At 59.1% G+C, this 21,699-nt stretch carries 18 protein-coding genes; 7 read left to right on the forward strand and 11 right to left on the reverse strand.

Annotation, left to right across the window (positions count from 1 at the left end; all coding sequences use genetic code 11):
* Positions 1–234: 234 nt before the first annotated feature.
* From DK391_RS32870 to DK391_RS32890, 5 genes are read right to left on the reverse strand one after another with little or no spacing between them, the layout of a single operon-like run.
* Positions 235–1,005, reverse strand: coding sequence for an SDR family oxidoreductase (locus tag DK391_RS32870; protein WP_109482207.1), 771 nt, complete (start codon positions 1,003–1,005; stop codon positions 235–237).
* Between the two features lie 10 nt (positions 1,006–1,015).
* Positions 1,016–2,812 carry an IlvD/Edd family dehydratase gene (locus DK391_RS32875; protein ID WP_109482176.1) on the reverse strand — a complete coding sequence of 599 codons (1,797 nt, stop codon included), beginning with the start codon at positions 2,810–2,812 and terminating at the stop codon, positions 1,016–1,018.
* Positions 2,813–2,834: 22 nt separating this feature from the next.
* Positions 2,835–4,166, reverse strand: a complete 1,332-nt coding sequence (locus tag DK391_RS32880; protein WP_109482177.1) for an aspartate aminotransferase family protein — start codon at positions 4,164–4,166, stop codon at positions 2,835–2,837.
* Between the two features lie 45 nt (positions 4,167–4,211).
* The gene (locus DK391_RS32885) at positions 4,212–5,339 is read right to left on the reverse strand and encodes a branched-chain amino acid ABC transporter substrate-binding protein (RefSeq protein ID WP_109482208.1); all 1,128 of its coding nucleotides are present in this window, start codon (positions 5,337–5,339) and stop codon (positions 4,212–4,214) included.
* A gap of 13 nt (positions 5,340–5,352) precedes the next feature.
* Positions 5,353–6,054, reverse strand: coding sequence for an HAD family hydrolase (locus DK391_RS32890; protein ID WP_109482178.1), 702 nt, complete (start codon positions 6,052–6,054; stop codon positions 5,353–5,355).
* A gap of 391 nt (positions 6,055–6,445) precedes the next feature.
* Between DK391_RS32890 and DK391_RS32895 the strand changes: the two genes are divergently transcribed.
* The 3 genes from DK391_RS32895 to DK391_RS32905 all read left to right on the forward strand — a co-directional run bounded on the left by DK391_RS32895 (position 6,446) and on the right by DK391_RS32905 (position 9,238).
* Positions 6,446–7,102, forward strand: a complete 657-nt coding sequence (locus tag DK391_RS32895; protein WP_239483018.1) for a TetR/AcrR family transcriptional regulator — start codon at positions 6,446–6,448, stop codon at positions 7,100–7,102.
* Between the two features lie 509 nt (positions 7,103–7,611).
* Entirely contained in the window at positions 7,612–8,526 is a 915-nt protein-coding gene (locus tag DK391_RS32900; RefSeq protein ID WP_109482209.1) for a LysR family transcriptional regulator, read from the forward strand.
* A 154-nt stretch (positions 8,527–8,680) separates the two neighbouring features.
* A complete protein-coding gene (locus DK391_RS32905) occupies positions 8,681–9,238 on the forward strand; it encodes a peroxidase-related enzyme (protein WP_109482180.1) in 558 nt (185 codons plus the stop codon).
* A gap of 358 nt (positions 9,239–9,596) precedes the next feature.
* Here DK391_RS32905 and DK391_RS32910 read toward each other — a convergent pair whose 3' ends face one another.
* Positions 9,597–10,151 carry a TetR/AcrR family transcriptional regulator gene (locus DK391_RS32910; protein WP_109482181.1) on the reverse strand — a complete coding sequence of 185 codons (555 nt, stop codon included), beginning with the start codon at positions 10,149–10,151 and terminating at the stop codon, positions 9,597–9,599.
* A gap of 194 nt (positions 10,152–10,345) precedes the next feature.
* Between DK391_RS32910 and DK391_RS32915 the strand changes: the two genes are divergently transcribed.
* Complete coding sequence (locus tag DK391_RS32915; protein ID WP_109482182.1) at positions 10,346–11,209, forward strand: NmrA family NAD(P)-binding protein; 864 nt, start codon at positions 10,346–10,348, stop codon at positions 11,207–11,209.
* Positions 11,210–11,663: 454 nt separating this feature from the next.
* A complete protein-coding gene (locus DK391_RS32920) occupies positions 11,664–12,398 on the forward strand; it encodes a hypothetical protein (protein ID WP_109482183.1) in 735 nt (244 codons plus the stop codon).
* A gap of 711 nt (positions 12,399–13,109) precedes the next feature.
* Here DK391_RS32920 and DK391_RS32925 read toward each other — a convergent pair.
* From DK391_RS32925 to manD, 5 genes are read right to left on the reverse strand one after another with little or no spacing between them, the layout of a single operon-like run.
* Positions 13,110–13,946: a GntR family transcriptional regulator gene (locus tag DK391_RS32925; RefSeq protein ID WP_109482184.1), complete on the reverse strand. Its 837-nt coding sequence runs from the start codon at positions 13,944–13,946 to the stop codon at positions 13,110–13,112.
* A 30-nt stretch (positions 13,947–13,976) separates the two neighbouring features.
* Positions 13,977–15,275 (reverse strand): MFS transporter, encoded by a 1,299-nt coding sequence (locus tag DK391_RS32930; protein WP_109482185.1) that lies wholly within the window; start codon positions 15,273–15,275, stop codon positions 13,977–13,979.
* Between the two features lie 57 nt (positions 15,276–15,332).
* A complete protein-coding gene (locus tag DK391_RS32935; RefSeq protein WP_109482186.1) occupies positions 15,333–16,370 on the reverse strand; it encodes an L-idonate 5-dehydrogenase in 1,038 nt (345 codons plus the stop codon).
* 40 nt (positions 16,371–16,410) lie between these two features.
* Positions 16,411–17,781, reverse strand: a complete 1,371-nt coding sequence (locus tag DK391_RS32940; RefSeq protein WP_109482187.1) for an MFS transporter — start codon at positions 17,779–17,781, stop codon at positions 16,411–16,413.
* A gap of 38 nt (positions 17,782–17,819) precedes the next feature.
* Positions 17,820–19,028, reverse strand: coding sequence for a D-mannonate dehydratase ManD (gene manD, locus DK391_RS32945; protein ID WP_109482188.1), 1,209 nt, complete (start codon positions 19,026–19,028; stop codon positions 17,820–17,822).
* A gap of 107 nt (positions 19,029–19,135) precedes the next feature.
* Between manD and DK391_RS32950 the strand changes: the two genes are divergently transcribed.
* Both DK391_RS32950 and DK391_RS32955 read left to right on the forward strand, forming a co-directional pair.
* Complete coding sequence (locus DK391_RS32950; RefSeq protein WP_109482210.1) at positions 19,136–20,617, forward strand: mannitol dehydrogenase family protein; 1,482 nt, start codon at positions 19,136–19,138, stop codon at positions 20,615–20,617.
* A 247-nt stretch (positions 20,618–20,864) separates the two neighbouring features.
* On the forward strand, positions 20,865–21,698 hold the full coding sequence (locus DK391_RS32955; protein ID WP_109482189.1) for a transporter substrate-binding domain-containing protein: 834 nt from the start codon (positions 20,865–20,867) through the stop codon (positions 21,696–21,698).
* Position 21,699 lies beyond the last annotated feature (1 nt).

Consider the following 21,699-nt stretch of genomic DNA (forward strand, 5'->3'; position numbering starts at 1 on the left):
CATAATGAGGCAGAAAATCGTCAATCAGAGACATTTATATTTTCCACACATTATGGTCTGAAATCCAATCCACGAAGAAAATTGCTTGCCGTTCACACGTCAACGATCCAAGTGTCCGTGTCGCCGTCCGTTCATGGCCGTAAGTACTTAGGACACAGCGAAGGCCGACACACAAGTCGGCCCTCCCTCCAGATCGCGACCGGGTCTACATCCGAAATCATTTGAGGTAATGCGTCACCCCCTCCCCACGAAAGGCATTTTCGTTGCCATCACGGTGTGAAAAAGCACATTTGCATCGAGCGGCAGATTCGCCATATACGCCACTGAACGCCCCACGATTTCCGCGTCGATCAGCGGCTCCGCTGCCAGTTCCCCATTAGCTTGCGGAACACCCTGCGCCATATGCCCGGCAAGAGCACTTTGGGCATTACCCACGGCGATCTGGCCCACGGCAATGTCGTACGCGCGGCCATCGAGCGCGGCGCAGCGCGTGAGGCCCGTCACGGCGTGCTTCGTGGCCGTATAGGCGATCGAATTCGGTCGCGGCACCCAGGCCGACAACGACCCGTTATTAATGATGCGGCCGCCACGCGGGGTTTGCTTCGACATCGTCGTGAACGCCTTCTGCAAACAGAAAAACATGCCGTTGAGATTGACGTCGACGGTGCCGCGCCATTGTTCGGGCGTCCACGTTTCAAACGAACCAGGCGGATTGCCAACACCCGCATTGTTGAACAGCAGATCGATCCGCCCGAAACGCGCAACGACGGCGTCAAACGATGATGTGACCGCAAGCGGATCGGATACATCGCACGACACGGCGAACGCCCGTTCTTCGAAAGCAGAGGCATTGGCAATTTTCCGCAACGGCTCGATACGTCTGCCGAGCAACGCAACCGCCCATCCGTTCCTCAGCAATTCGAGCGCCGCCGCCTTGCCGATGCCCGACCCCGCGCCTGTCACGATAGCCACGCGCGGCGTCTGCATCCCGTTTTTCTGAGTCATGCTCGCCATGTTAGTGGTTGTCGCGCGATTCGCCGCGCAACTCGATGATGTTGAGAAATAAGGTCGCCCGTTCGAGACACGCACCGTTGCCCTGCTGACCCACCATGCTTCGATACATTTCCTCCCAGGGTGTCTGGTTCGGCAGCGACGGCGCAGACCACGCAGCCCGGCGCACAGCGAGTTCGTCATCGGAGACGAGCAGATCGACACGCCGCCTCTTCAGATCGATGCGTAGCCGGTCGCCCGTTTTCAGCAACGCCAGTCCGCCGCCTAACACCGCTTCCGGCGATACATTGAGAATCGACGGACTGCCTGAAGTGCCGCTCTGGCGTCCATCGCCCATCGTCGGCAGCGTGTCGATGCCGCGACGGATCAATGCTGCGGGCGGCTGCATGGTGACCACTTCGGCGCCGCCCGGATAACCGACGGGTCCGCAGTTCCGCATGACCAGCATCGAGTTTTCGTCGATTGCAAGTGCGGGATCGTCGATCCGTGCGTGATAGTCCTCGGGGCCTTCGAAAACCACAGCCGTGACTTCGAAGGCATCCGGATCGTCGGGGTTCGACAGGAAGCGCTCGCGAAACCGAGCGTCGATGACGCTGACTTTCATCACTGCGTTGTCGAACAGGTTCCCGGTGAGCACGATATGGCCGCCCGCGGGCTTGAGCGGCGCATCGAATGCCCGGATCACTTCGCGGTCCGGCTCAGTGACCTGCGCCAGGTTCTCCGCCAGTACGCGCCCGGTGACTGTCATCTCGCCGCCGTGCAACCAGCCCGCAGCGAGCAATTCCCTCATCACGCCCGGCACACCGCCGGCACGATGAAAGGCTTCGCCGAGGAAACGCCCCGCTGGCTGACAATCGACGAGCAAAGGAATGTCGGCACCGACGCGCTGCCAGTCATCGAGAGAATGGGCCACGCCCATGTGTCGGGCGATCGCGATCATGTGGATCGGGCAATTAGACGAAGCGCCGATCGCGGCGGCGACGGCCACTGCGTTTTCGAAGGCGTTTCGCGTCATGATGTCTGACGGCCTGAGGTTTTCGCCAATCATCTGCACGATCCGCTTGCCCGTCTCGTACGCAAACCAGCCGCGCTCGCGATACGGCGCAGGCACCGATGCGCAACCGGGCAACGACATGCCGAGTGCTTCGGCGAGCGAATTCATCGAAAGCGCGGTACCCATCGAATTGCAATGTCCCGCCGACGGCGCTGACGCCGCAACCTTTTCCATGAACGCCGCGTAATCGAGTTCGTCTCTCGCGAGTTCCTTGCGCGCCTCCCACACGACGGTGCCGGAGCCCGCCAGTTTGCCCTGATACCAGCCGTCGAGCATCGGACCACCCGACAGCACGATCGCCGGAATGTTGACGGTCGCAGCGGCCATCAGGCAAGCGGGCGTGGTCTTGTCGCAACCTGTCGTGAGTACAACGCCGTCTAGCGGATAGCCGTGCAGTACTTCGACCAGCCCGAGATAGGCCAGATTGCGATCGAGTGCCGCCGTCGGACGCTTGCCGGTTTCCTGAATCGGATGAACAGGAAACTCGAGCGGAATGCCGCCCGCGTCGCGGATGCCGTCGCGCACCCGTTTTGCAAGCTCGATATGGTGTCGATTGCACGGTGCGAGATCGGAGCCTGTCTGCGCGATTCCGACGATCGGCTTGCCCGACTGCAACTCTTCGCGGGTAATGCCGAAGTTCATGTAGCGCTCGAGATACAGCGCAGTCATGCCGGGATTCGATGGGTTGTCGAACCAACGGCGGCTGCGCAGCGGCCTCGGCGCGCGTGCTGACTGATCAGATGTCAACGCTTTCTCCTCAGTCTGCGTGTCAGGTGCGCAGCAGCGCTTCGTATCGGTCGATGAACGACGCCACCGCTTCTTCGAGACGTTGCAGATCGGCTTCGTCGTGTGCCAGTGTCAGCACGATGAAGCCGCGGCGCGCGACGTAGCATCCACGTTCAATCATGTGAAAGAAGAACAGGTCTTTGAGCGGCGTGTCGGCCTCGCCGATGTCGTCGACGGAATGGATCGGCTGAGTGCCCGCATGCAGATTCATCAGCGATCCGATGCCTGTGAACTGCATCGCGACCTGACGTTCGCGGCACAGACCGTTGATTCGCGCCCGCAGCCGCTCGCCCTTTTCGTTGAGCGCAGCGGCAGCGCCCGGCGTATAGAGACGCGAGAGGCCCGCGTATCCGGCTGCCATCGACAACACGTTGTTATTGAACGTGCCTGCGTGCGGCGTGGCGCCAGGCAAACGCGGATCGAACTGCGCCATCACATCTTTGCGGCCGCCGAATGCGCCAAACGACATGCCGCCGCCGATGTACTTGCCGAACGTCGTGAGGTCGGGATGGATGCCGAGCAACGCCTGCCGTCCACCGCCCGACAGGCGTGACGTCACGACTTCATCGAAAATCAGCAACGCGTCATGCCGTTGCGTCAGCGCGCGCAATCCCTTCAGGAATTCAGGTTCGCCGACGATGCATCCACCCGCAACCTGCATCGGCTCGACGATAACCGCAGCGATATCGTCCCCATGTGAAGCGAAGACGGCTTCGACGGCGCTCAGATCGTTGTATGGTGCGATGACGAAATCGTGCGGCACATTCACCGCGCTATTGCCGCTACCAAAAGTCAGAACACCGCCGTGATAGCCGCCCTTGAAAGCTATGACCTTCTTGCGTCTCGGGAAGATGAGCGATGCCGCAATGGCCATCAGGTTCGATTCGGTACCTGAGTTCGTAAATCGCAGTGATTCGACGGATTCGAAACGCTCTTGCAACAGACGCGCAAGCGGCACTTCCAGCGTGTTGTGTCCCGTCAGATTGAGACCTTTATCGAGTGCCTCGACAATGGCTGCGCGAATGACGGGATGACTGTGGCCATACATCGCTGTCGTGTACTCGGCGAGAAAGTCCGTATAGGCGTGATCGTCTACGTCCCACAGGCGCTTGCCCTCGCCGCGCGCGATCGTCAATGGGAATGGCGAGTAGAACAGCACGGAACGGGTATTGCCGCCCGGCATCACGGACAAGGCTTCAAGATGTGCCGCTTCACTTTTTGGATTCGCCTTTGCGAACGCATCCGAGGCGAGCGAAGCCGCGTGCGTGAGTTTGGCCACATCCGGCTGCGATGGCAACACACTGGTTATCGACATATGCTTTCCTGATTCAATTACTGAATACGTGTTCTTTGAAATTGGTTATTCGACCGGCACGATCGATCCGCCCGCCGACCAATACACCGTCATCGGCGCCTTGATCCATTCGCCGCGTTGATCGAAGCGCACTTGCCCGAACAGCGTATTGAAGGTTGTCTGATGAAGCGTCTTGTCGAGCGTTTCTGGCGATAGCGATTGCGCCGTCGCAATCGCCTCGCCCATCATCATCGTGGCGGCGTAGAACGACGGTGCCTTCTGATCGGGATCGACACCGTATGCGGCCTTGAAGCGGGCCTCGAAGCGTTTGCCATCGGGTAATGCGGCGAGCGGCACACCGCCTTGTGGACAGTACATTTTCTTGTCGAGCGCGCCGTCGGCAAGCTTCGGAAATTCGCCGACGCACAATCCATCGCCACCCATCAATACCGCGTTGATTCCAAGGTCACGCATCTGCCGGGCCAGATAGGCCGCCTGCCCGTAATAACCGCCGTAGAAAATGGCTTGCGGTTTCTCGAGCTTCACCTTCGACAGAACCGCTTTGAAATCGACGGTGTGATCGGTAGCGTATTCGCGCGCAACAATATCGATGCCCTGCTTCTTCGCCGTACTGGCAAACACATCCGCCACGCCCGCACCATAGGCCGTGCGATCGTCTATCACCGCAACGCGCTTCAGATGCAGTGTATTCGCCGCATAATCAGCCATTTTTCCACCAAGTACATTGTCATCAGTGGTCAGACGGAATACGTACGGATAGCCGGGAACCGTCAATGCTGGATTCGATGCCGCGGGCGTGATCATGATCACCTTCGCATCGTTGTAGATCTTCGACGCGGGAATCGTCACGCCCGAGTTCCAGTGCCCGATTACTGCGAGCACTCCGTTGTCGACGAGTTTCTGCGCGACGGTCACTCCTGCCTTCGGATCCGATTGATCGTCGACGGAAATCAATTCGAACCTGAGCGGCTCGCCATTCAGCGTCATATGCTTTGCGTTGAGGTCATCGACAGCGAGTCTCGCGCCGCGCTCGTTGTCCTTGCCGCTCGCCGCCTGCGAACCCGTCAGTGGACCTGCGACGCCAATCTTCACCACCGTGTCCGCATGAACCGTCGCGGATGCCAACGCCACGCTCAGGCCTGCCACAAGCATCTTCATTGCAGGAATACGCATGATCATGCTCCCGTCACTCGTTGATGAGATGTTCCAGCACGCTGCGCACAGGTTCGAGCGTCGCGAACTCGTAATCCGGGCGTGCCTGAAAATCACCCAGTTTCTCGGCACCACGATTGATCCACGCCACCTTGATACCGAGCGGCTTCGCACCGTCGATATCGGCCCACGTGCCGATTGAACAATGGAAAATTTCGTCGGCTCGCATGCCAAGCGTGGCAAGCCCAGTTTTGAAGATCGTTTCCGATGGTTTGTACGCGCGGGCCATTTCCGCCGTCGTCACTTTCGGAAAGTACTCAACCAGACGACTTCGACGCCACAGGTCCGTGTCCATGTTAGTAATCGGCATGAGCACGAACCTGTCGCGTGCCCAGTCGAGGAACGCAACGGCGTCGTCAAAAGGCGGCGATGATTCAACCAGATGTGTCAGCAGCAATTCAGTCAACGCGGCCATGTCCTGACCCGTGGTACTGCCTTCATGTAGCGCCTCCAGACAATCCGTGAGCGCCTGTTGCGCGACATCGCGATAACGCCGGTACGCATTGCTTCTGTAGCCCTGCACCGTGCGCCTGTCCCAGTCGGCATAGACATCGGCTGCTGTTTGCGTCGTCGTGAGCGCGAGACGCTGCAATACGGCTTCAATACCGCGAATACCGCCCGTCGTCACATCGACGAGCGTGCCAAAGTAGTCGAACGTTAGTGCTTTGGGTTTCATATCTTTCATCCATCATGTAGTAGTGCTAATTCACCAGAATATTGACCGACTTCGAGACTGCCCGTCGACTTCAGCAGCCATGTCGACGCGAGCGACGCAGGATTCCCTCTTGTGACGCACGAACCAGGTCAAAACCGTCGTGGATCATCAGCGACGCTCTCAAAGTGAATTTAATGTACGCTGTACAATTAAATTGTGCAAGCGAGCAGATTTGCGGGTTTTCCCGGACGTCTCGCGCGATCGCCCTGTTTGAAGTAGAGTGACGCTCGTTCGAATTCACTGGCGAGAACTCACGTTGAGCAGAAAGGAAGAGTCAGCGGCAGCGACCGCGCCCGAGAAGAAGCGACGTGGCCGGGCCCCGAAGGATCAGGGACTGTCGAGGGAACGTATCGTGGAAGCGGCCCTCGCATTGATCGATGCCAAAGGCTACGCATCGTTCAGCCTGCGCGATGTCGCGAGAGAGCTGGGTGTCTATCCGACGGCTATCTACTGGCACGTGCCGAGCCGCGACGAGTTGCTCGTCGAAGTGATCGCGGTGGCATTGGGTGACCTCGTTCCTCCAACACTGCCGGCCACACGCTGGCGCGACTGGTTGAAGGAACTGTTCAATCGCTATCGAGATGCCGTGGCGCGGCATCCGAACATCGCACCGTTACTGGGTTCGCAGATCATTTCGAATGCCAGTATGAATCCCGTGATGGTCGAGGCTGTTCTCCAGACCTTGCTTTCCGCGGGCTTCAGGCCCGAAGATCTGGTTCACGTGTACAACACGGTGATTACCGCGATGGTCGGCTTCGTGACGCTGGAATTCGCAAGCCACGGTGCTGACGAACGTGACGCATGGGAAGGCAGATTGCGCACGCGATTCGAAGAACTCGACCCCTTCGCCTTTCCCGTCCTGACGTCGAATGTCAAACGACTGTCGAATCAGGCATTCATCGTACGCTGGAAGGGTGGTACCAATACGTCGCTGAAACAGAGCCACGAGCGGTACATCGATGTTGTACTGGACGGCCTTCAGCGGCAATTGCCCAGTCCGTCCTCTTAAGCCCCGAAGCCAAGCAGACCCGAACCACAATCCAGAGATGGTCGGAGGACTGGTCGCGAGTCGCCCCTTGTAAGCCGGGCAAGCGTTGTGCAAGTGCGCCGCCGATATGGCTCGTTCTTCGCCAATCAACCGTGTGATCGTAGTGTTAGCGATCCGCCTGCGGATGCCTCATTTCGCCCCACACCCCCGATTGTCGACGAGCATTTGAGATGGCCGCTTGACATCGTGCAACGGCCACCCACCTTCCCGGCGTTTTGCAGATCAACCGACGAACTCAATGTTTCGATAAGGGATGTGGGGCGTTCTTGCTGTGCCCCTAAACGTACGACCGCGCGCTCGCTCTAAATGACTGTACTCGCCATACACGCTGGTGTTGTGGCGAACGGAACGCCCCTTCCACTGATGCCTGCGATCCGAGAGTGTTTCGATGCGAGGCTCCCGGCGATGTTTCACTCAGAAAAATGATATGTTTATTTTTAAAGATCATCTTTCATTGGGTGGAAGAGCAAATGGATAGGCTGGAAGCAATGTCGATCGTGTTGCTCACGATCGAAAAAGGCAGCCTCACGGCCGCCGCGAAGGCTTTAAATATGCCGCTCCCGACCGTCAGCCGGAAGGTCACCGAACTCGAAGAGTACCTCGGCACGAAGTTGCTGCATCGTTCAACGCGCAAGCTGACGCTGACCGATGCCGGACTGGCTTATATCGCGTCAGTCAAACGCATTATGGAAGACATCGAAGAAGTCGAACGAACTGCAGCCGGCGAGTACACCACCCCAAGGGGCGAGTTGGTTCTCACCGCGCCGGTGTTGTTTGGTCACATGTACATCCTCCCCATTGTCACGGACTTCCTCGCTGCATACCCTGAGATCAACGTCCGGTTGGTTCTCTCCGACAGGAATCTCCATCTCTCCGACGACCACGTTGATATGGCGGTTCGCATTGGCACCTTGCCGGACAGCAACATGATTGCGACCCGTGTCGGCGCTATGGACACGCTGGTATGCGCTTCGCCGGACCTGCTCAACGCGCACGGCATGCCAAAACATCCCAGGGATCTGGAAAAACTTCCGTGCGTTGTCTTCGCCGGCCCTTCCACCGCAACCTGGTGGTTTCGTGACCCGGCGACCAGACGCGATTTCAACGTCGACATCATGCCGCGGCTGTCTGTCACGACAGCTGAGGCTGCCGTAAAAGCGGCGCTACATCACTCCGGCGTGACTAGGGTTTATCGCTATCACTGCGACGCTGAGCTTCGCACAGGGGCCCTGGTCCAGGTTCTACGGAAGTTCGATGTTGAGTCGATTCCTGTCAGTCTTATGCACGGAGAGCGCGGGCTATTGCCGCTCAAGATGCGGGTGTTCCTCGATTTCGCGGTTGACCGGCTGCGCTCAGATATGTCGGCGCTAGGTGCGAATCGATGAGTATTCGCTTCGCCGAATGTTCTTTTTCCAGCTCCGCAATACTTTCACTGCGTGGAATATTGGTTCTCGAAATTAGCCAATTATTATCTTGGATGGAACATTTTAGTATCTCTCCTACCAGAGCCACGGTGGCTCGGATTAACGGAGAAATCTCATGGCCCGTCTCGCAATCCCCTCGAAAGAAGCCGCTCCTGCCAAGGCGCAACCGATTCTCGCGAGCTACGAAAAAGTTCTCGGCGTGATTCCCAACTTCTTCGCCCTGATCTCGCAATCCCCCGACGCCCTGAAGGCGCTCGCCGACATGCACGGCGCGCTCGGTAAAAGCCTGGGGCACAAGACTCGCGAGCGCATCCATGTGATGACCGCCGAAGTGAACGGCTGCAACTACTGCCTGTCCGCTCACACTTACCTCGGCGGCAAGCTGCAGGGGCTGACGGCTGAAGACATGGAACTCAACCGTGACGGTCATTCGACTGATAGCAAGGCTGACGCTGCGCTGCAGTTCGCGTACAAGATCGCCACATCGCGTGGCCACATCGAAGACTCGGATGTCGAAGCCGTGCGTGCCGCGGGTTACACCGACGAACAGATCGTCGACATCGTTGCCGAAACCGCATTCAGTTTCATTACCAACCTGTTCAACAACACTTTCAAGACCGATATCGACGCGACGTTCCCGACGCTCCAGACCCGGTCCCGTCAGGTGGATTGAAGATCGGTTGGACCGGATGCCCGTATCAGGCGTCCGGCTTTCCAGTCTCGACCGCGAATTGCTCTCTTCTGATCACGCGCGCGTCTTCCCATCGGCCCGCCGGTACCAGCCAAAAATCGAGCAGCAGGGGCATCGCCTGAAGTGGCCCCTGCTTACATCTCACGCAACCGCTCTCTGTCATACCGTCAGAAAATTGGAGCATTCACGCGTTCAGATTGTTGGAGGCTTCCTGACTGCGTTTGACGTCTGAATGTCCGCATTCCGTTGCCGGCGAATGTCATTTTGTGCCGACCTCTGCCCGCTACGGTCGTGAGCATTGACGACGGGATGCTGTGCACGAGCGGCGGACATGACTTCATCAGCCCAGGGCTGCTCGCGTTTCGCGAAGAATTTCTTCTGATAGTTGAGGGTCATCGACTGCCCGAGCCAGAACAATCGCTCCGACGATGCTCGAAAGCGCATGGATCGCATGACGACTGGCATTTTTCTTCTTTGCCTTCGCGAGCGATTCGGTAAAGCCTTCGACCATACCTGCCACATGCCGGGTGAATGCGCATTGAGCTGCAGGTTCGCGAGCAATCTCACCCGCTAACGCCGACATCAGGCAGCCGTTTCCCCTGTCGTCGCGATGCTCTTCGCTGAGGTACTCATCCAGGAATTGACCCAGCGACTGACCGGCAGTGGCACCGTCTCTCATCGCGGCCAGCGCTTTCATCGATGCATCGCCGATGCTTTCGGAGATCAGGTCTTCTTTGGATTCGAAGTGATTGTAGAAGGCGCCATGTGTCAGACCTGTCGCCTTCATGATTTCGCTGACGCTGACCCCGGAAAACCCGCGTTCACGAAAAAGAATGGAAGCTTGCTCGAGGATGCGAGCGTGCTTTTCGGCCGTTTCCTCTGGCGGGTAACGCATACGTCCTCCGTAAGATCGAGAAAAATTTGTTGACTCCAAACATTATACCCATCATGCTTGGCGAACTGAAGCATGACACCCATCATGTTCGATCGAGCGAGCGTTGGCGCTCGCTAACATGATGACCATACTGTTCCATCTGTGGTCACACGTTGCCTTCCGTGACCAGGTTGGCTCAATAGTCGGAGATTGTTATGAAGAGATTTCTCGTTACAGGTTCCACGGGTGCGACGGGCACGCCCACGGTTCGCCTGCTGCTCGCAAATGGCCATGCCGTCAAAGCGTTCGTTCGACGTGAGGACGAACGTTCTCAGGCGCTGCAGGATCTGGGCGCCGAGATCGTGGTCGGTGACATGCTGAACCTCAAAGACATCCGTGGTGCGATGGCAGGCGTCGATGGCGCCTACTTCTGTTATCCGTTGACGCAGGGTGCTGTAGAAGCAGCCGCGATATTTGCGCAGGCTGCAAGTGAGCACAACGTGAAGCAGATCGTCTACATGTCGCACCGACAGTCACGCCCGGACGCACGTAGCCCGGCAACATTGGGGCATTGGCTTTCCGAGCAGATATTCAACCGCTCCGGCGTTCCGACCGCGCATCTTCGAGTGAACCTCTTCATGGAATGGATGCTGTACGCGTCCCCTTTGATCCGCGCTGGTCGTTATCTGACACCATTTGACCCGGATAGCCGGTTCGTCCCCATCGCTGCGGTCGATATCGCTCACATCATTGTCGAGATTCTCGAAAATCCCCAGGCATTCGGTACCAGGGCGATTCCGATCACGGGTTCCGTCGAAGTCAGCCACATCGAACTCGCGAGCATTCTCACGAGAATCCTCGGGAAAGAGGTTCGCTTCGAGCAGGTCTCGCTGGATGAATTTGTAAAGACCCTTGGCCTGGACGGCGATCCTTCGTTCGCAGCGCATTTCAAGGAACTCAAAGTCGATCAGCAGGAAGGACGGCTGGTCGGCGTCGACAACAGTGCGACAGAAATCATTGGTCGACCGTTGATGTCACCGGAGCAGTTCATTGCTGAGCATCGCCATCTTCTTGCGTAGACCTTAAAGCATCGTCGGGCGAGGATGCGAATATTGCGTGTGTTGAGTTGCGCGGACGTATGCCGGGATAGGATTTATGAATCAGCCCTCCTATTTCATCGGGGGATCATCCTCAGTGACATGTGCGTCAACGGTGCCGCACATGTCTAGTGAACCGGATGGCATCGATGCGAAGCAACCATCACCGATGCCACTTCGCACGGTCGATTGTAGCCGGCAGCGGTAAGTGCGCTGTTATTGCCGCTAACAAGAACTGACAATCTGAAAGAAGCGCCGAGCGATATCTGAAAGTAGTGAGCGATAGAAAACTGTACCAATTGAAGCGGACATTGGAATGTTCGTAGAGACCCGCGCGTTCAGCCGACAACTGATCCACTTATGCCACAATAGCCGCCGAATCAAAACCTGAAAGCGAAGATCTTGACCGCCGCCCAGGCATCAATCCGGTGAAATCATGCTCAAGCACGACGTCCAAGCGGTGCTGAACTCTTACTATGCAGAGGCGCTCGCCGAGGCCAAAGCTGGCTTCATTCAACACTTCCGCGAGCTGTCAGCGCCGTTTCTGCTTAGCGTATCTCAGGCTTACCTCGATGCGCCCGTCCGCGTGATGTTCATCGGGAAGGAAACTAACGGTTGGTGTGGCAAGCTGGGAGCCTTCTACGAACGTCCGGACAGCGTCGATGCCGTAAAAGATCGCTACGAGAATCAACTTACCCTTGGCACTGGCAATAGTGAATTCTTGCGGCAGTGGAAGCGGTTTGCCGATGCGTTCGCTAGAGGCGATCGGGCGGCTGTTTGCTGGAACAACCTAATGAAGATGGACTGGCACCGACCGAAGCGCGGCTACTCTCGTACCTCGATCGGGCATTCCACTCATTTGTTTAATTTTTCGGTGGCGGCCGTCCAGTTCGAAATTGAACTCCTTAAGCCAGATCTGATCATCTTCGGTAGCGGCCATACGTACGATCGCGCCTTGAAAGCAGTACTTCCGAAGCGTCAGACTTTGAAAGTAGAGCCAAAGGCTCTTTGGCACTTTCGATCCAACGGCATTGAATGTTTCAGGACATTTCATCCAGATGCGTGGGACAACCATGCTCCAAGACCAATCAAAGATTACTACCGGGAGATTATCGACACGGCTTCGAAGGCGTTCGCTGAGCGCCTACCGATTCCGCAGGCGTCCGCATAGGCTACCTTCTTCTCAACATTCTTCTGCACGTTCGTACGGCGTGCTGACGCTATGTCGACGGTCCGGGACGCGGTCCATTTGACGTTCTCGTGCTCACGCGCTTTCTAGTCTCATGAACAACTCTTTGTGCTGAGAGTAGATTACGGCAAGTCGCAATCTATAGTCATCTTCCAAATATCTCTTCGTTCCGGCTGCAGGCATGCGGGCCGCACGACACTGTGAATGTCGTCTCTGAACGAGCTTTATCCGTGCACGCTGCTTCATGATTCGTCCGAGGTAGGGGGATCGGCCGCTCGATTGTCCGTGATTCGCGCCCGTGTGTCGATTGACCGTTTCTGGCCGACCGCAGTCCAATAGCGCACGAACAAGGTGCTCCAGCGATGATATTTCGTATTCGGCGCAAGTCGACGCACCCGGGACTTTCGATCGAGCACTCCGTCTACGGCGGCTTTCACAGTACAAGAGCTATTGAACGTTCGCCAGTTGCAGCAGCGCTTCGGGCTTTGACCCGGTCAACGTAACCATGAGCTTAATGCCTTCTTTGCCGTGATAGCTCGCGCCTTATCACAGTAATTCCCCTGGGTCGGGCATCGCGTGTGCGAATCCGCCGGCTGATCGGCGATTGCAAATGTCGTGCTTTGGGTAGTTTGAGCACCGGACATTCCATCATGGAGCGCCGCGTTATCGTGCACGACGAACTGCATGGCGCGTTTAAATGACGACGTCATGCTCATCGCGTTCAAACCAGTCTGGATTGCGCTGCGCCACGGGCCCAAGCGACACCAGAATCTCCCGCAGATGCGCGCGCATCGCGTTTTCCGCGGCGTCGGGATCGTGCGCCTTGAGCCCGCTCACGATCAGCGCGTGCTGTTTGATCAGCAAGTCCAGCGGCGACACTTCATGCAGACTCAGATAGCGCACACGGTCCATTTGCGCCTTGATGTCCTGGATCGTTTCCCACGCCGCAACGCAATCGATAGATTGGGCGATCAGGAAGTGAAACTGCTCATCGCAGGCGAGAAAGGCAGCCGTATCGTTGAGCTTCGCTGCCGCCTTCTGCTCGCGCAGGTTGGCAGCAAGCTCCGCGAGTTGCGCATCGGTGATGGCATCAGCGGCCTTGCGCACGACGGCAGCCTCGATCGCCTCGCGAATGAAACGCCCTTCGCGCACCTTACGCGGGGAAATCCGCTTCACGAACGTGCCCCGCTGCGGCAACACCTGCAGCACGCCGGCTTCGACGAGTTTGATGAATGCTTCGCGTACGGGCTGCCGGGATACCTGAAACATCTCCGACACCTCTTTCTCTGAAAGAGGCGTGCCGGGCGCGAGCAGGCCGGTGAAGATCGCCTCGCGTAGCGAGCGGAAAATCTGCTTGCCGATTGGTTCGTGCGATTCGACCGACAAACCCTGCAGCGCGCCGCGCAGCGGTGGTTTTGACTCGCCATCGCTAACCGCGCGCGGCTGGCTCGCGACAGGGGCAGCCGTCAGCGCAACGGCTTTTTTTCCACGCCGCGATGCGGCCTTCGGACTTGCAATTTTCGTGTCCATACCGGGTAATCGAAGACTAATGTGGCAAAACTACCATACTAGTTTACGCTCTGCCGGCTCTTTTTGCGACCTGGGTTCACGGATGAAAACGAGCGCACACAGCGCGCCGATCACGGCGATCGCGCCTGCCAGCACGAACGCACTGCCGTACGCACCGTGTGTCGCCTGTACGATGAAGCCCGTCACGGCCGGTCCGATCACGCCTGCGAGATTGGCCAGCAGATGCACGAAGCCGCCCACGCCGCCCACGTTCTCGCGGCGCACGGTGTCCTGAATCACCGCCCAGTAGACGGAGCCCGTGACATACAGGAAGAAGATCGACACCGACATCAGTGCAACCGCGCCCTGCATGCTCTGCACGCGTCCGGCAAAACCGACGCACACAGCCGCCGCGCCGAGACACACCGACAGCACGATCCGGCGCGACAACAATGGCTTACCCGTCAGGCGCAAGATGAAGTCTGTGATGAAGCCGCCCGCCGCCAGCCCGATACTGCCGAGCACCCATGGGATCACCGTCGCGATACTCATATCGCGCAGCGACATGTGATGCGCTTCCGTCAGATACGTGGGGAACCACGACAGGAAAAAGAACAGCACATAGTTGTACGAGAAGAACGCAAGTGCGGTGGCCAGAATGATGGGTTGCTTCAGGTAGAAGCCGAGTCCCGTCTTCTTGCCGTCAGGCGCATGTTCCATCGACGAAGCTTGCTGCTGGCCCGCGACGATCAGATCGAGTTCGGCCGGCGTCACACGCCGGTTCTGCTGCGGATGCTCGGTGGTGGTCATCGACCACAGCACGAGCCACGCGAGGCCGAACACCATGATCGCGACGAATGCCCAGCGCCAACCAAACTGGATCGCCATATAGCCGACGACGGGCCCCGCAAGCGCACCGCCCAGCGGCGTACCCGAACTGATGACACCGATCGCGCTCGCCACTTCACGGCGCGGAAACCAGTTGTTCACCATCTTGCTATTCGACGAACTGAACGGGCCCTCGCCCATGCCGAACAGCACGCGTAGCACGATCAGCGAGACGATTCCACTCGCAAGCGCCGTGGCGCCGCAGAAGATCGACCAGATGCCCATCGCGCCACCGAACACTTTCTTCGCGCCGAATTTATCGGACGCCACGCCGCCGATGAAATTGAACAGCGCATAGCCGATGAAGAAGCTGCTGAACACGATGCCCATCTCGGCATGCGAGAAGTTCAGGTCTTTCTGGATCAGCGGCGCGGCAATCGATAGCGCCGCGCGGTCGAGGTAATTGATGACGCCCGCGAGAAACAGCAGGCTGACGACGAACCATCGCTGGCTCTTGATCATGGTGAATGTCTCCAGTGTTCCGCCTCTTTGTCTGCGCGAGCGGTTCATGTGGAAAAGTCAGTCGAAGTGCAAATGAACCTTCATCGATTGCGCGCGGTCATGCGCGACTTCGAAGGCGCGATTGGCTTCTCCGAGCGGGAACGCGTGTGTCATCAGCGGACGCAGATCGATCTTGTGCGCGCCGAGTTCGTCGGCTGCGACGGCGTATTCGTCGGTGAAGCGGAACGAGCCTTGATAGCGAAGCTCCTTCGACATCACGAGATTCGCCGCCACGGGCGACTGCCCCGCCGGCAGATTGCCGACCTGAATGACCGTGCCGCCCGCACGCGCCGCACGCAGTGCCGTATCGAGGCCCGCGGTACTGCCCGACGCTTCCAGCACCACGTCGAAGGTGCCGCGCTGCTGCGCCCACTGATCGATGCGAGCGTTATCACTTGCGAGCACGGTTTCGTCGGCGCCGAGTCGCGCCGCCATCTGCAAGGCTTTTTCCGCGAGATCTAGCGCAACGATGCGATGCGCGCCGGCACGCTTCGCCACCGCGAGCAGAATGCAACCGATCGGTCCACAACCCACCAGCAACACCTTCGCGCCGACGAGCGAACCGGCGAGACGCAATGCATGCAGCGCCACCGCAAGCGGTTCGGCCATTGACGCCTGCGCGAAATCGAGTCCGTCCGGCACGGGCACGCACTGTTGTGCGCTCACGGCAATGAACTGGCGGAACATGCCCTGCATGTGCGGAAACGTCGATGCGCTGCCCATGAAGCGCATGTTCAGGCAATGGTTCGGCATTCCCTTGATGCAGTATCGACAGGTGCCGCAACTGAGTCCGGGATTCACCGCCACGCGTTGCCCGACGGTCAGACCGCTTACGCCCTCGCCTAGCGCTGCAACTTCGCCTGCAACCTCATGGCCCAGCACGAACGGCTCGCGCACCGCGAAGTCGCCGCTCTTGCCTTTGAAGTAATACGAGAGATCCGAGCCGCAGATGCCGCCGGCGCGCACGCGAATCTGCACCTGACCCGCTTGCGGTTGAGGTTCATCGAGTTCGTCGATGAGTAGTTTCTTCGGTTCGTGGAGAACGGCTGCGAACATGGTAGTCATCCTGTATCGAGGTCTTGCTGTATCGGCGCGCTTAATGACGCGCAGCGAAAGCGGCTGAGGCGTGTGTTTCGTGCAAGGCCGGTTCGCGTTGCAGCGCGCCCCAGTCGTGCAGATCGCCGCCGCGTCGTGCGGGAGCGGTTTCGGGCAACAGGAAAATGCAGATGGCGGAGACAATGCCGAGCGAGGCCACATAGATGATCAGCCCGATCGAATTGCCGTGCGTCGCCTGAATCAGTTTCACCGCGACAAGTCCCAGTACGCCGCTACCGATCAACGATCCGATCTGCCAGATCAGCGCAATGCCGCTGCATCGAACGCGTGCAGGAAACAGTTCAGGAAAGAGCGACGCTTGAGGCGCGTAGCACAGGCTATGACCAACCGAGATCGCCAGAATCATCCCGGCCTGGATCGCGAGGCGATTGCCGCTGTCGATTGCATGGAACAGCGGTACGACCAGCGTCACCTGCAGCACAGCACCCGCGATAAAGGTCATGCGCCGGCCAATGCGGTCCGATAGCGCACCCGCCAGCGGAATGGCAAGCAGTTCGAGCACGACGGCAACGATGATCGTCTGCAGCAGCAGGCTTTCGCTGATTCCGTGCGCACGTCCGTAGGCGAGCACGATCATCGTGTACATCGCGAAGGTGCATGCCTCGATCAGCTTGGCGCCGACACCTTTCACGATCGTCGGGCCGAACTGCCTGACGACTTCGACGACGGGCCGCGACTCGACTGCCTTGGTCTCGCGGATGCTGGCGAAAATCGGCGACTCTTCCGTGCGCAGCCGGATATACAGCCCGACCACGACCAGCACGATGCTGCCCAGAAACGGCAGGCGCCAGCCCCAGTCCATCAGTTGCGCATGCGTGAGCGTGGCGCTCAGTAGCGCGAAGAGACCGGACGGAATCAGAAAGCCGGCGGGTGCGCCGAGCTGCACGAGACTGGCGAAAACGCCGCGTTCGCGCGGCGGTGCATATTCTGCCGTCAGCAGTACCGCGCCCGCCTGTTCGCCGCCCACGCCGAAGCCTTGAAGCACGCGAATCAGGATCAGTGAAGCCGGCGCCCAGATACCGATCTGCGAATAGTCAGGCAGCAGGCCGATCGCAAACGTCCCGAGGCCAACTATCAGGATCGTGACGATCAGCGCCTTCTTGCGCCCGATGCGATCGCCGAAATGCCCGAACACAATGCCGCCGAGCGGCCGCGCCACGAACCCCACGGCATAGGTTGCGAATGCCGCGAGCGTGCCGATCAGCGGATCGCTCGACGGAAAGAACTTCGCGCCGAACACGAGCACCGCTGCCGTGCCGTACACGAAGAAATCGTAGTACTCGGCGGCAGTGCCGATCGTCGATGCTGCGGCTACGCGCCGCAACATCGCATTGGTTTTCCTGTCTGCCATGCCTGTCTCCTGGCCGTCGTTCTGTCTGTCGGATGGATCTACCAATTCCAAAGCGTGCCGTCTTCGAGCCGCGCAACGGGCAGATACGCCGGGTCGTAGGGATAGCGCGCGGCCGCTTCATCATCGATATCGACGCCATGTCCAGGCGCTTCGCCCGGATGCATCATGCCGCGATCGAAGGTCCATGCATGCGGGAACACGTCGAGTGCTTCCTTCGGAAAACCCATGTATTCCTGCACGCCGAAGTTCGGCACCCACAGGTCGAAGTGAAGCGCCGCGCCCATGCAGACAGGCGACAGATCCGACGGTCCGTGACAACCCGTGCGCACCTGATACAGCGAAGCGAAATCGGCGATGCGCTTGAGGTGCGTAATGCCGCCCGCGTGCGTCAAGGTCGCGCGGATGTAGTCGATCAACTGCTCTTCGATCAGCTGCTTGCAGTCCCAGATGCTGTTGAACACTTCACCGACTGCAATCGGCGTGACCGTATGCTCGCGGATCAGGCGGAAACCCGCCTGGTTTTCTGCGGGTGTCGGATCTTCCATCCAGAAGAGCCGGTACGGCTCGACGGATTTGCCCAGACGCGCGGCTTCAATCGGCGTGAGACGGTGATGCACGTCGTGGAGCATGTGGGTATCGAAGCCGAACTTGTCGCGCACGGCTTCGAACAGCTTCGGCACGAAGTCGAGATACTTTTCCGACGACCAGCTTTGCTCCTCGATGGCGCCTTTGGTGGCGGGCTCATACATGCCGCTGCCCTTCGACACGCCATAGACCGAGCGCATGTTCGGCACGCCGCACTGGATGCGGATTGCCTTGTAGCCGGCTTCGATGTGCTCTTCGTAGCGATCGAGCGCTTCAGGAATATCACGCCCCGTCGCGTGGCCGTAGACCATCACGCCTTCACGCGACGCGCCGCCCAGCAAGCGATACAGCGGCAGGTTCGCCACCTTGCCGAGGATGTCCCACAAGGCCATGTCGACCGCGGCGATCGCGGTCATCGTTACGGGACCGCGCCGCCAGTACGCGCCCTTGTAGAGAAACTGCCAGATGTCCTCGATGCGACCCGGATCGCGCCCAATCAGCAACGGACACACATGGTCCTTCAGATACGACGCCACCGCGAGTTCGCGGCCATTGAGCGTGGCATCACCGATGCCGTGAACGCCCTCGTCCGTCACCACTTTGAGCGTAACGAAATTGCGGCCGGGACAGGTGACGATCACATCGGCGCGGACGATTTTCATGGGGATTTCCTTGAGTCACATTCGATGGAACCGATGCTACCATACAAGTATATTTAATCGTCAACAACGGGTTTTCCCGCGCTTTGGAGCTGAATCTGGACGTGAACATGACCACCAACGCCTCGCTTTGCCGCAGTGCACTCGACTCATTGAACGACCATGTACTGGCCCCCGCCTGGCGCGAGCCACGTATCGGCATCGTCCATTTGGGAATCGGTAACTTTCATCGGGCGCACGAAGCTGTCTATACCGAGGAGGCGATGCTTGCGGCCGGCGGGGACTGGGGTATTTGCGGCGTGACGCTGCAGGGCGACGTGAGCAAGCGCGATGCGCTGATGGCACAGGACGGTTTGTATAGCGTGATCGAACGCGGACCCGAAGGCGTGCGCGTCACGGTGATTCGCGCGCTCCAGGAAGTACTCGCGATGCCGCACGACCGTGCGCGTCTGTTCGAATTGCTTGCGGATGACAACGTGCGGATCGTCTCGCTGACGGTCACCGAAAAGGGCTACTGCCGCGATACGCACACCGGCGATGTGGATCTGAACCACGCGGGCATCACACATGATCTGGCGCATCCCGATGCTCCGACTACCGTGCCAGGCATCCTCGCGGCCGCGCTCCGCCAGCGACGCGACGCCGGCACGCCGCCCTTCACCGTGCTGTCGTGTGACAACCTCTCCCATAACGGCGCGGCCTTGAGGCAGGCCGTCGTGTCGTTCGCTCGCGAGGTCGACCGGGACCTCGCGGACTGGATCGTGGCCCATGTCGCCTTTCCATCGACGATGGTTGATCGCATCGTGCCTTCCACGACCGACGCCGAACGCGAAGCGGCACTGCATGCGTTGAATGTCCACGACGCCGCGCCGGTCCCGTGCGAGCCGTTCCGCCAATGGGTGATCGAGGACAACTTTCCGACGGGGCGTCCCGCATGGGAGCGAGCCGGCGCGCAACTCGTCGACGATGTGATGCCGTTCGAACTCGCCAAGTTGCGCATGCTCAACGGGACGCATTCGACACTCGCCTATCTGTCGATGCTCGCGGGTTTTAGAACGATCGACGAAGCCATTGCGCATCCGCCTCTCAGAGCATTGATCCACGCGATGATGACGTTCGAAATCGCGCCGACACTCGACGTGCCGCCCTCTTTCGACCTGCTCGCGTACCGCGACGCGTTGCTGGCGCGCTACGCGAACGCTGCGCTCAAACATCGGACTGCGCAGATCGCGATGGACGGTAGCCAGAAAATTCCGCCGCGGCTTCTCGCAACCATTGAGGCGCGTCTGAACGCGGGTCAGCCGATCGAACGTCTTACGCTGGCCGTCGCCGCGTGGATCGTGTTCCTGCGAGGCCACGCCGATGACGGCACGGGTTATGACATCAGCGATCCGATGGCCGCACGCCTGACTGCGGATGTCTCTGCCGATCCCGAGCAGCGGGTCGCGACCTTGCTGGCAATCAAGGAAGTGTTCCCGCCCGAACTGGCGCGCCGGGACGCTTTCCGGCGGCAATTGGTGGACGCCGTCACACGCCTTGAACAAGGCGCGCGACAAGCCATTGCGATGGAAAGCAATCCTGTAGACCACTGAGCTCTCCTGGGCTGCCAGACCCGCCCTCCCACATTCCTTCGAGCGGGGCTAGGAGGCACGCGTATACCCGCTTGTCATTCATTTTTTTCCGTGGAACACTGGGTCGCATCCGGTGTGTCAGACGTCATTCCGATATACCGGACAAACAGCCAGGTGCGCGATCTATTCGTTGTCGCGCCTGCGAGCGGCCATGACCGCCCGGATCGCGCATTCCGTCCAGCATGGGATTCCTCTCACAGGGTCGAAAATGAGACTGTTCAAAGAAAGCGTAAGGTTCGCCTGTTTGTCGGCCGTCGCCGGCCTGCTCGTGCTCGCCGGCTGCACCAAGGTCGCGACGTCTGGTCAGGACGCCGCGACAGGTTCGACCCTGCAAGCTGTCCTGCAACGGGGGACGCTGCGGGTCGGCGACTGTCTGACCTTCGCGCCATTCGGTTTCTACGACAAGAGCGGGCAACCGGACGGTTACGACGTCGACCTCGCGAAGGAACTCGCGAAGCAGATGGGCGTAAAGCTTGAAATGGTCAACACGACAAGTGCAAACCGCATTCCGAATCTGCAGACCGCGAAAGTCGACGTGGTCTTCTGCAACTTCACGCGCAATCTCGAGCGCGCAAAGGAAATCGCGTTCACGACGCCGTATGTCGTTGCGAGCGAGGCGCTGCTCGTCAAGAAGAGCAGCGGCATTCAGTCGGTCAAGGACATGTCGGGTCATACGATCGCAACAGTCAAGGGATCGACGAACGGCGACGAAGTGCGCGCGCTGGGCATCCCTGTGAAGATCCAGGAATACGACAGCTCGGAAGCGGCCATCCTTGCCGTCAAGCAGGGCCAGGCGGACGCGATGATCGAGGACAACAACTTCCTCGCCTATCAGGCAAAGCTGGCCCCTGAGCTGACCGTCACCAATGAAGCCCTCGTGCCGCTCGAATACAACGCGTTCGGCGTGAAGGCCGGCGATCAGGTCTGGCTGAATTACCTGAACCTGTTCCTGTTCAACATCAACGCGTCGAAGCTCAACGCACAGTTGTATACCAAATGGTTCGGCACCGGGCCCCGCTATCCGCTGAACCCGCAGTTCTAAA

Origin of the sequence: Paraburkholderia sp. C35 (genome assembly GCF_003121405.1) — a bacterium.
GTDB lineage: Bacteria > Pseudomonadota > Gammaproteobacteria > Burkholderiales > Burkholderiaceae > Paraburkholderia.

Excerpts from the sequence above, each read along its gene's own strand:
- DK391_RS32950 (WP_109482210.1), top strand. The coding sequence starts at position 19,136 with ATGACCACCAACGCCTCGCTTTGCCGCAGTGCACTCGACTCATTGAAC.
- DK391_RS32930 (WP_109482185.1), bottom strand. The coding sequence starts at position 15,275 with ATGATCAAGAGCCAGCGATGGTTCGTCGTCAGCCTGCTGTTTCTCGCG.
- DK391_RS32915 (WP_109482182.1), top strand. The coding sequence starts at position 10,346 with ATGAAGAGATTTCTCGTTACAGGTTCCACGGGTGCGACGGGCACGCCC.
- DK391_RS32935 (WP_109482186.1), bottom strand. The coding sequence starts at position 16,370 with ATGTTCGCAGCCGTTCTCCACGAACCGAAGAAACTACTCATCGACGAA.
- DK391_RS32890 (WP_109482178.1), bottom strand. The coding sequence starts at position 6,054 with ATGAAACCCAAAGCACTAACGTTCGACTACTTTGGCACGCTCGTCGAT.
- DK391_RS32955 (WP_109482189.1), top strand. The coding sequence starts at position 20,865 with ATGAGACTGTTCAAAGAAAGCGTAAGGTTCGCCTGTTTGTCGGCCGTC.
- DK391_RS32925 (WP_109482184.1), bottom strand. The coding sequence starts at position 13,946 with ATGGACACGAAAATTGCAAGTCCGAAGGCCGCATCGCGGCGTGGAAAA.
- DK391_RS32905 (WP_109482180.1), top strand. The coding sequence starts at position 8,681 with ATGGCCCGTCTCGCAATCCCCTCGAAAGAAGCCGCTCCTGCCAAGGCG.
- DK391_RS32870 (WP_109482207.1), bottom strand. The coding sequence starts at position 1,005 with ATGACTCAGAAAAACGGGATGCAGACGCCGCGCGTGGCTATCGTGACA.
- DK391_RS32900 (WP_109482209.1), top strand. The coding sequence starts at position 7,612 with ATGGATAGGCTGGAAGCAATGTCGATCGTGTTGCTCACGATCGAAAAA.
- DK391_RS32885 (WP_109482208.1), bottom strand. The coding sequence starts at position 5,339 with ATGCGTATTCCTGCAATGAAGATGCTTGTGGCAGGCCTGAGCGTGGCG.
- DK391_RS32940 (WP_109482187.1), bottom strand. The coding sequence starts at position 17,781 with ATGGCAGACAGGAAAACCAATGCGATGTTGCGGCGCGTAGCCGCAGCA.
- DK391_RS32920 (WP_109482183.1), top strand. The coding sequence starts at position 11,664 with ATGCTCAAGCACGACGTCCAAGCGGTGCTGAACTCTTACTATGCAGAG.
- DK391_RS32910 (WP_109482181.1), bottom strand. The coding sequence starts at position 10,151 with ATGCGTTACCCGCCAGAGGAAACGGCCGAAAAGCACGCTCGCATCCTC.
- manD (WP_109482188.1), bottom strand. The coding sequence starts at position 19,028 with ATGAAAATCGTCCGCGCCGATGTGATCGTCACCTGTCCCGGCCGCAAT.
- DK391_RS32880 (WP_109482177.1), bottom strand. The coding sequence starts at position 4,166 with ATGTCGATAACCAGTGTGTTGCCATCGCAGCCGGATGTGGCCAAACTC.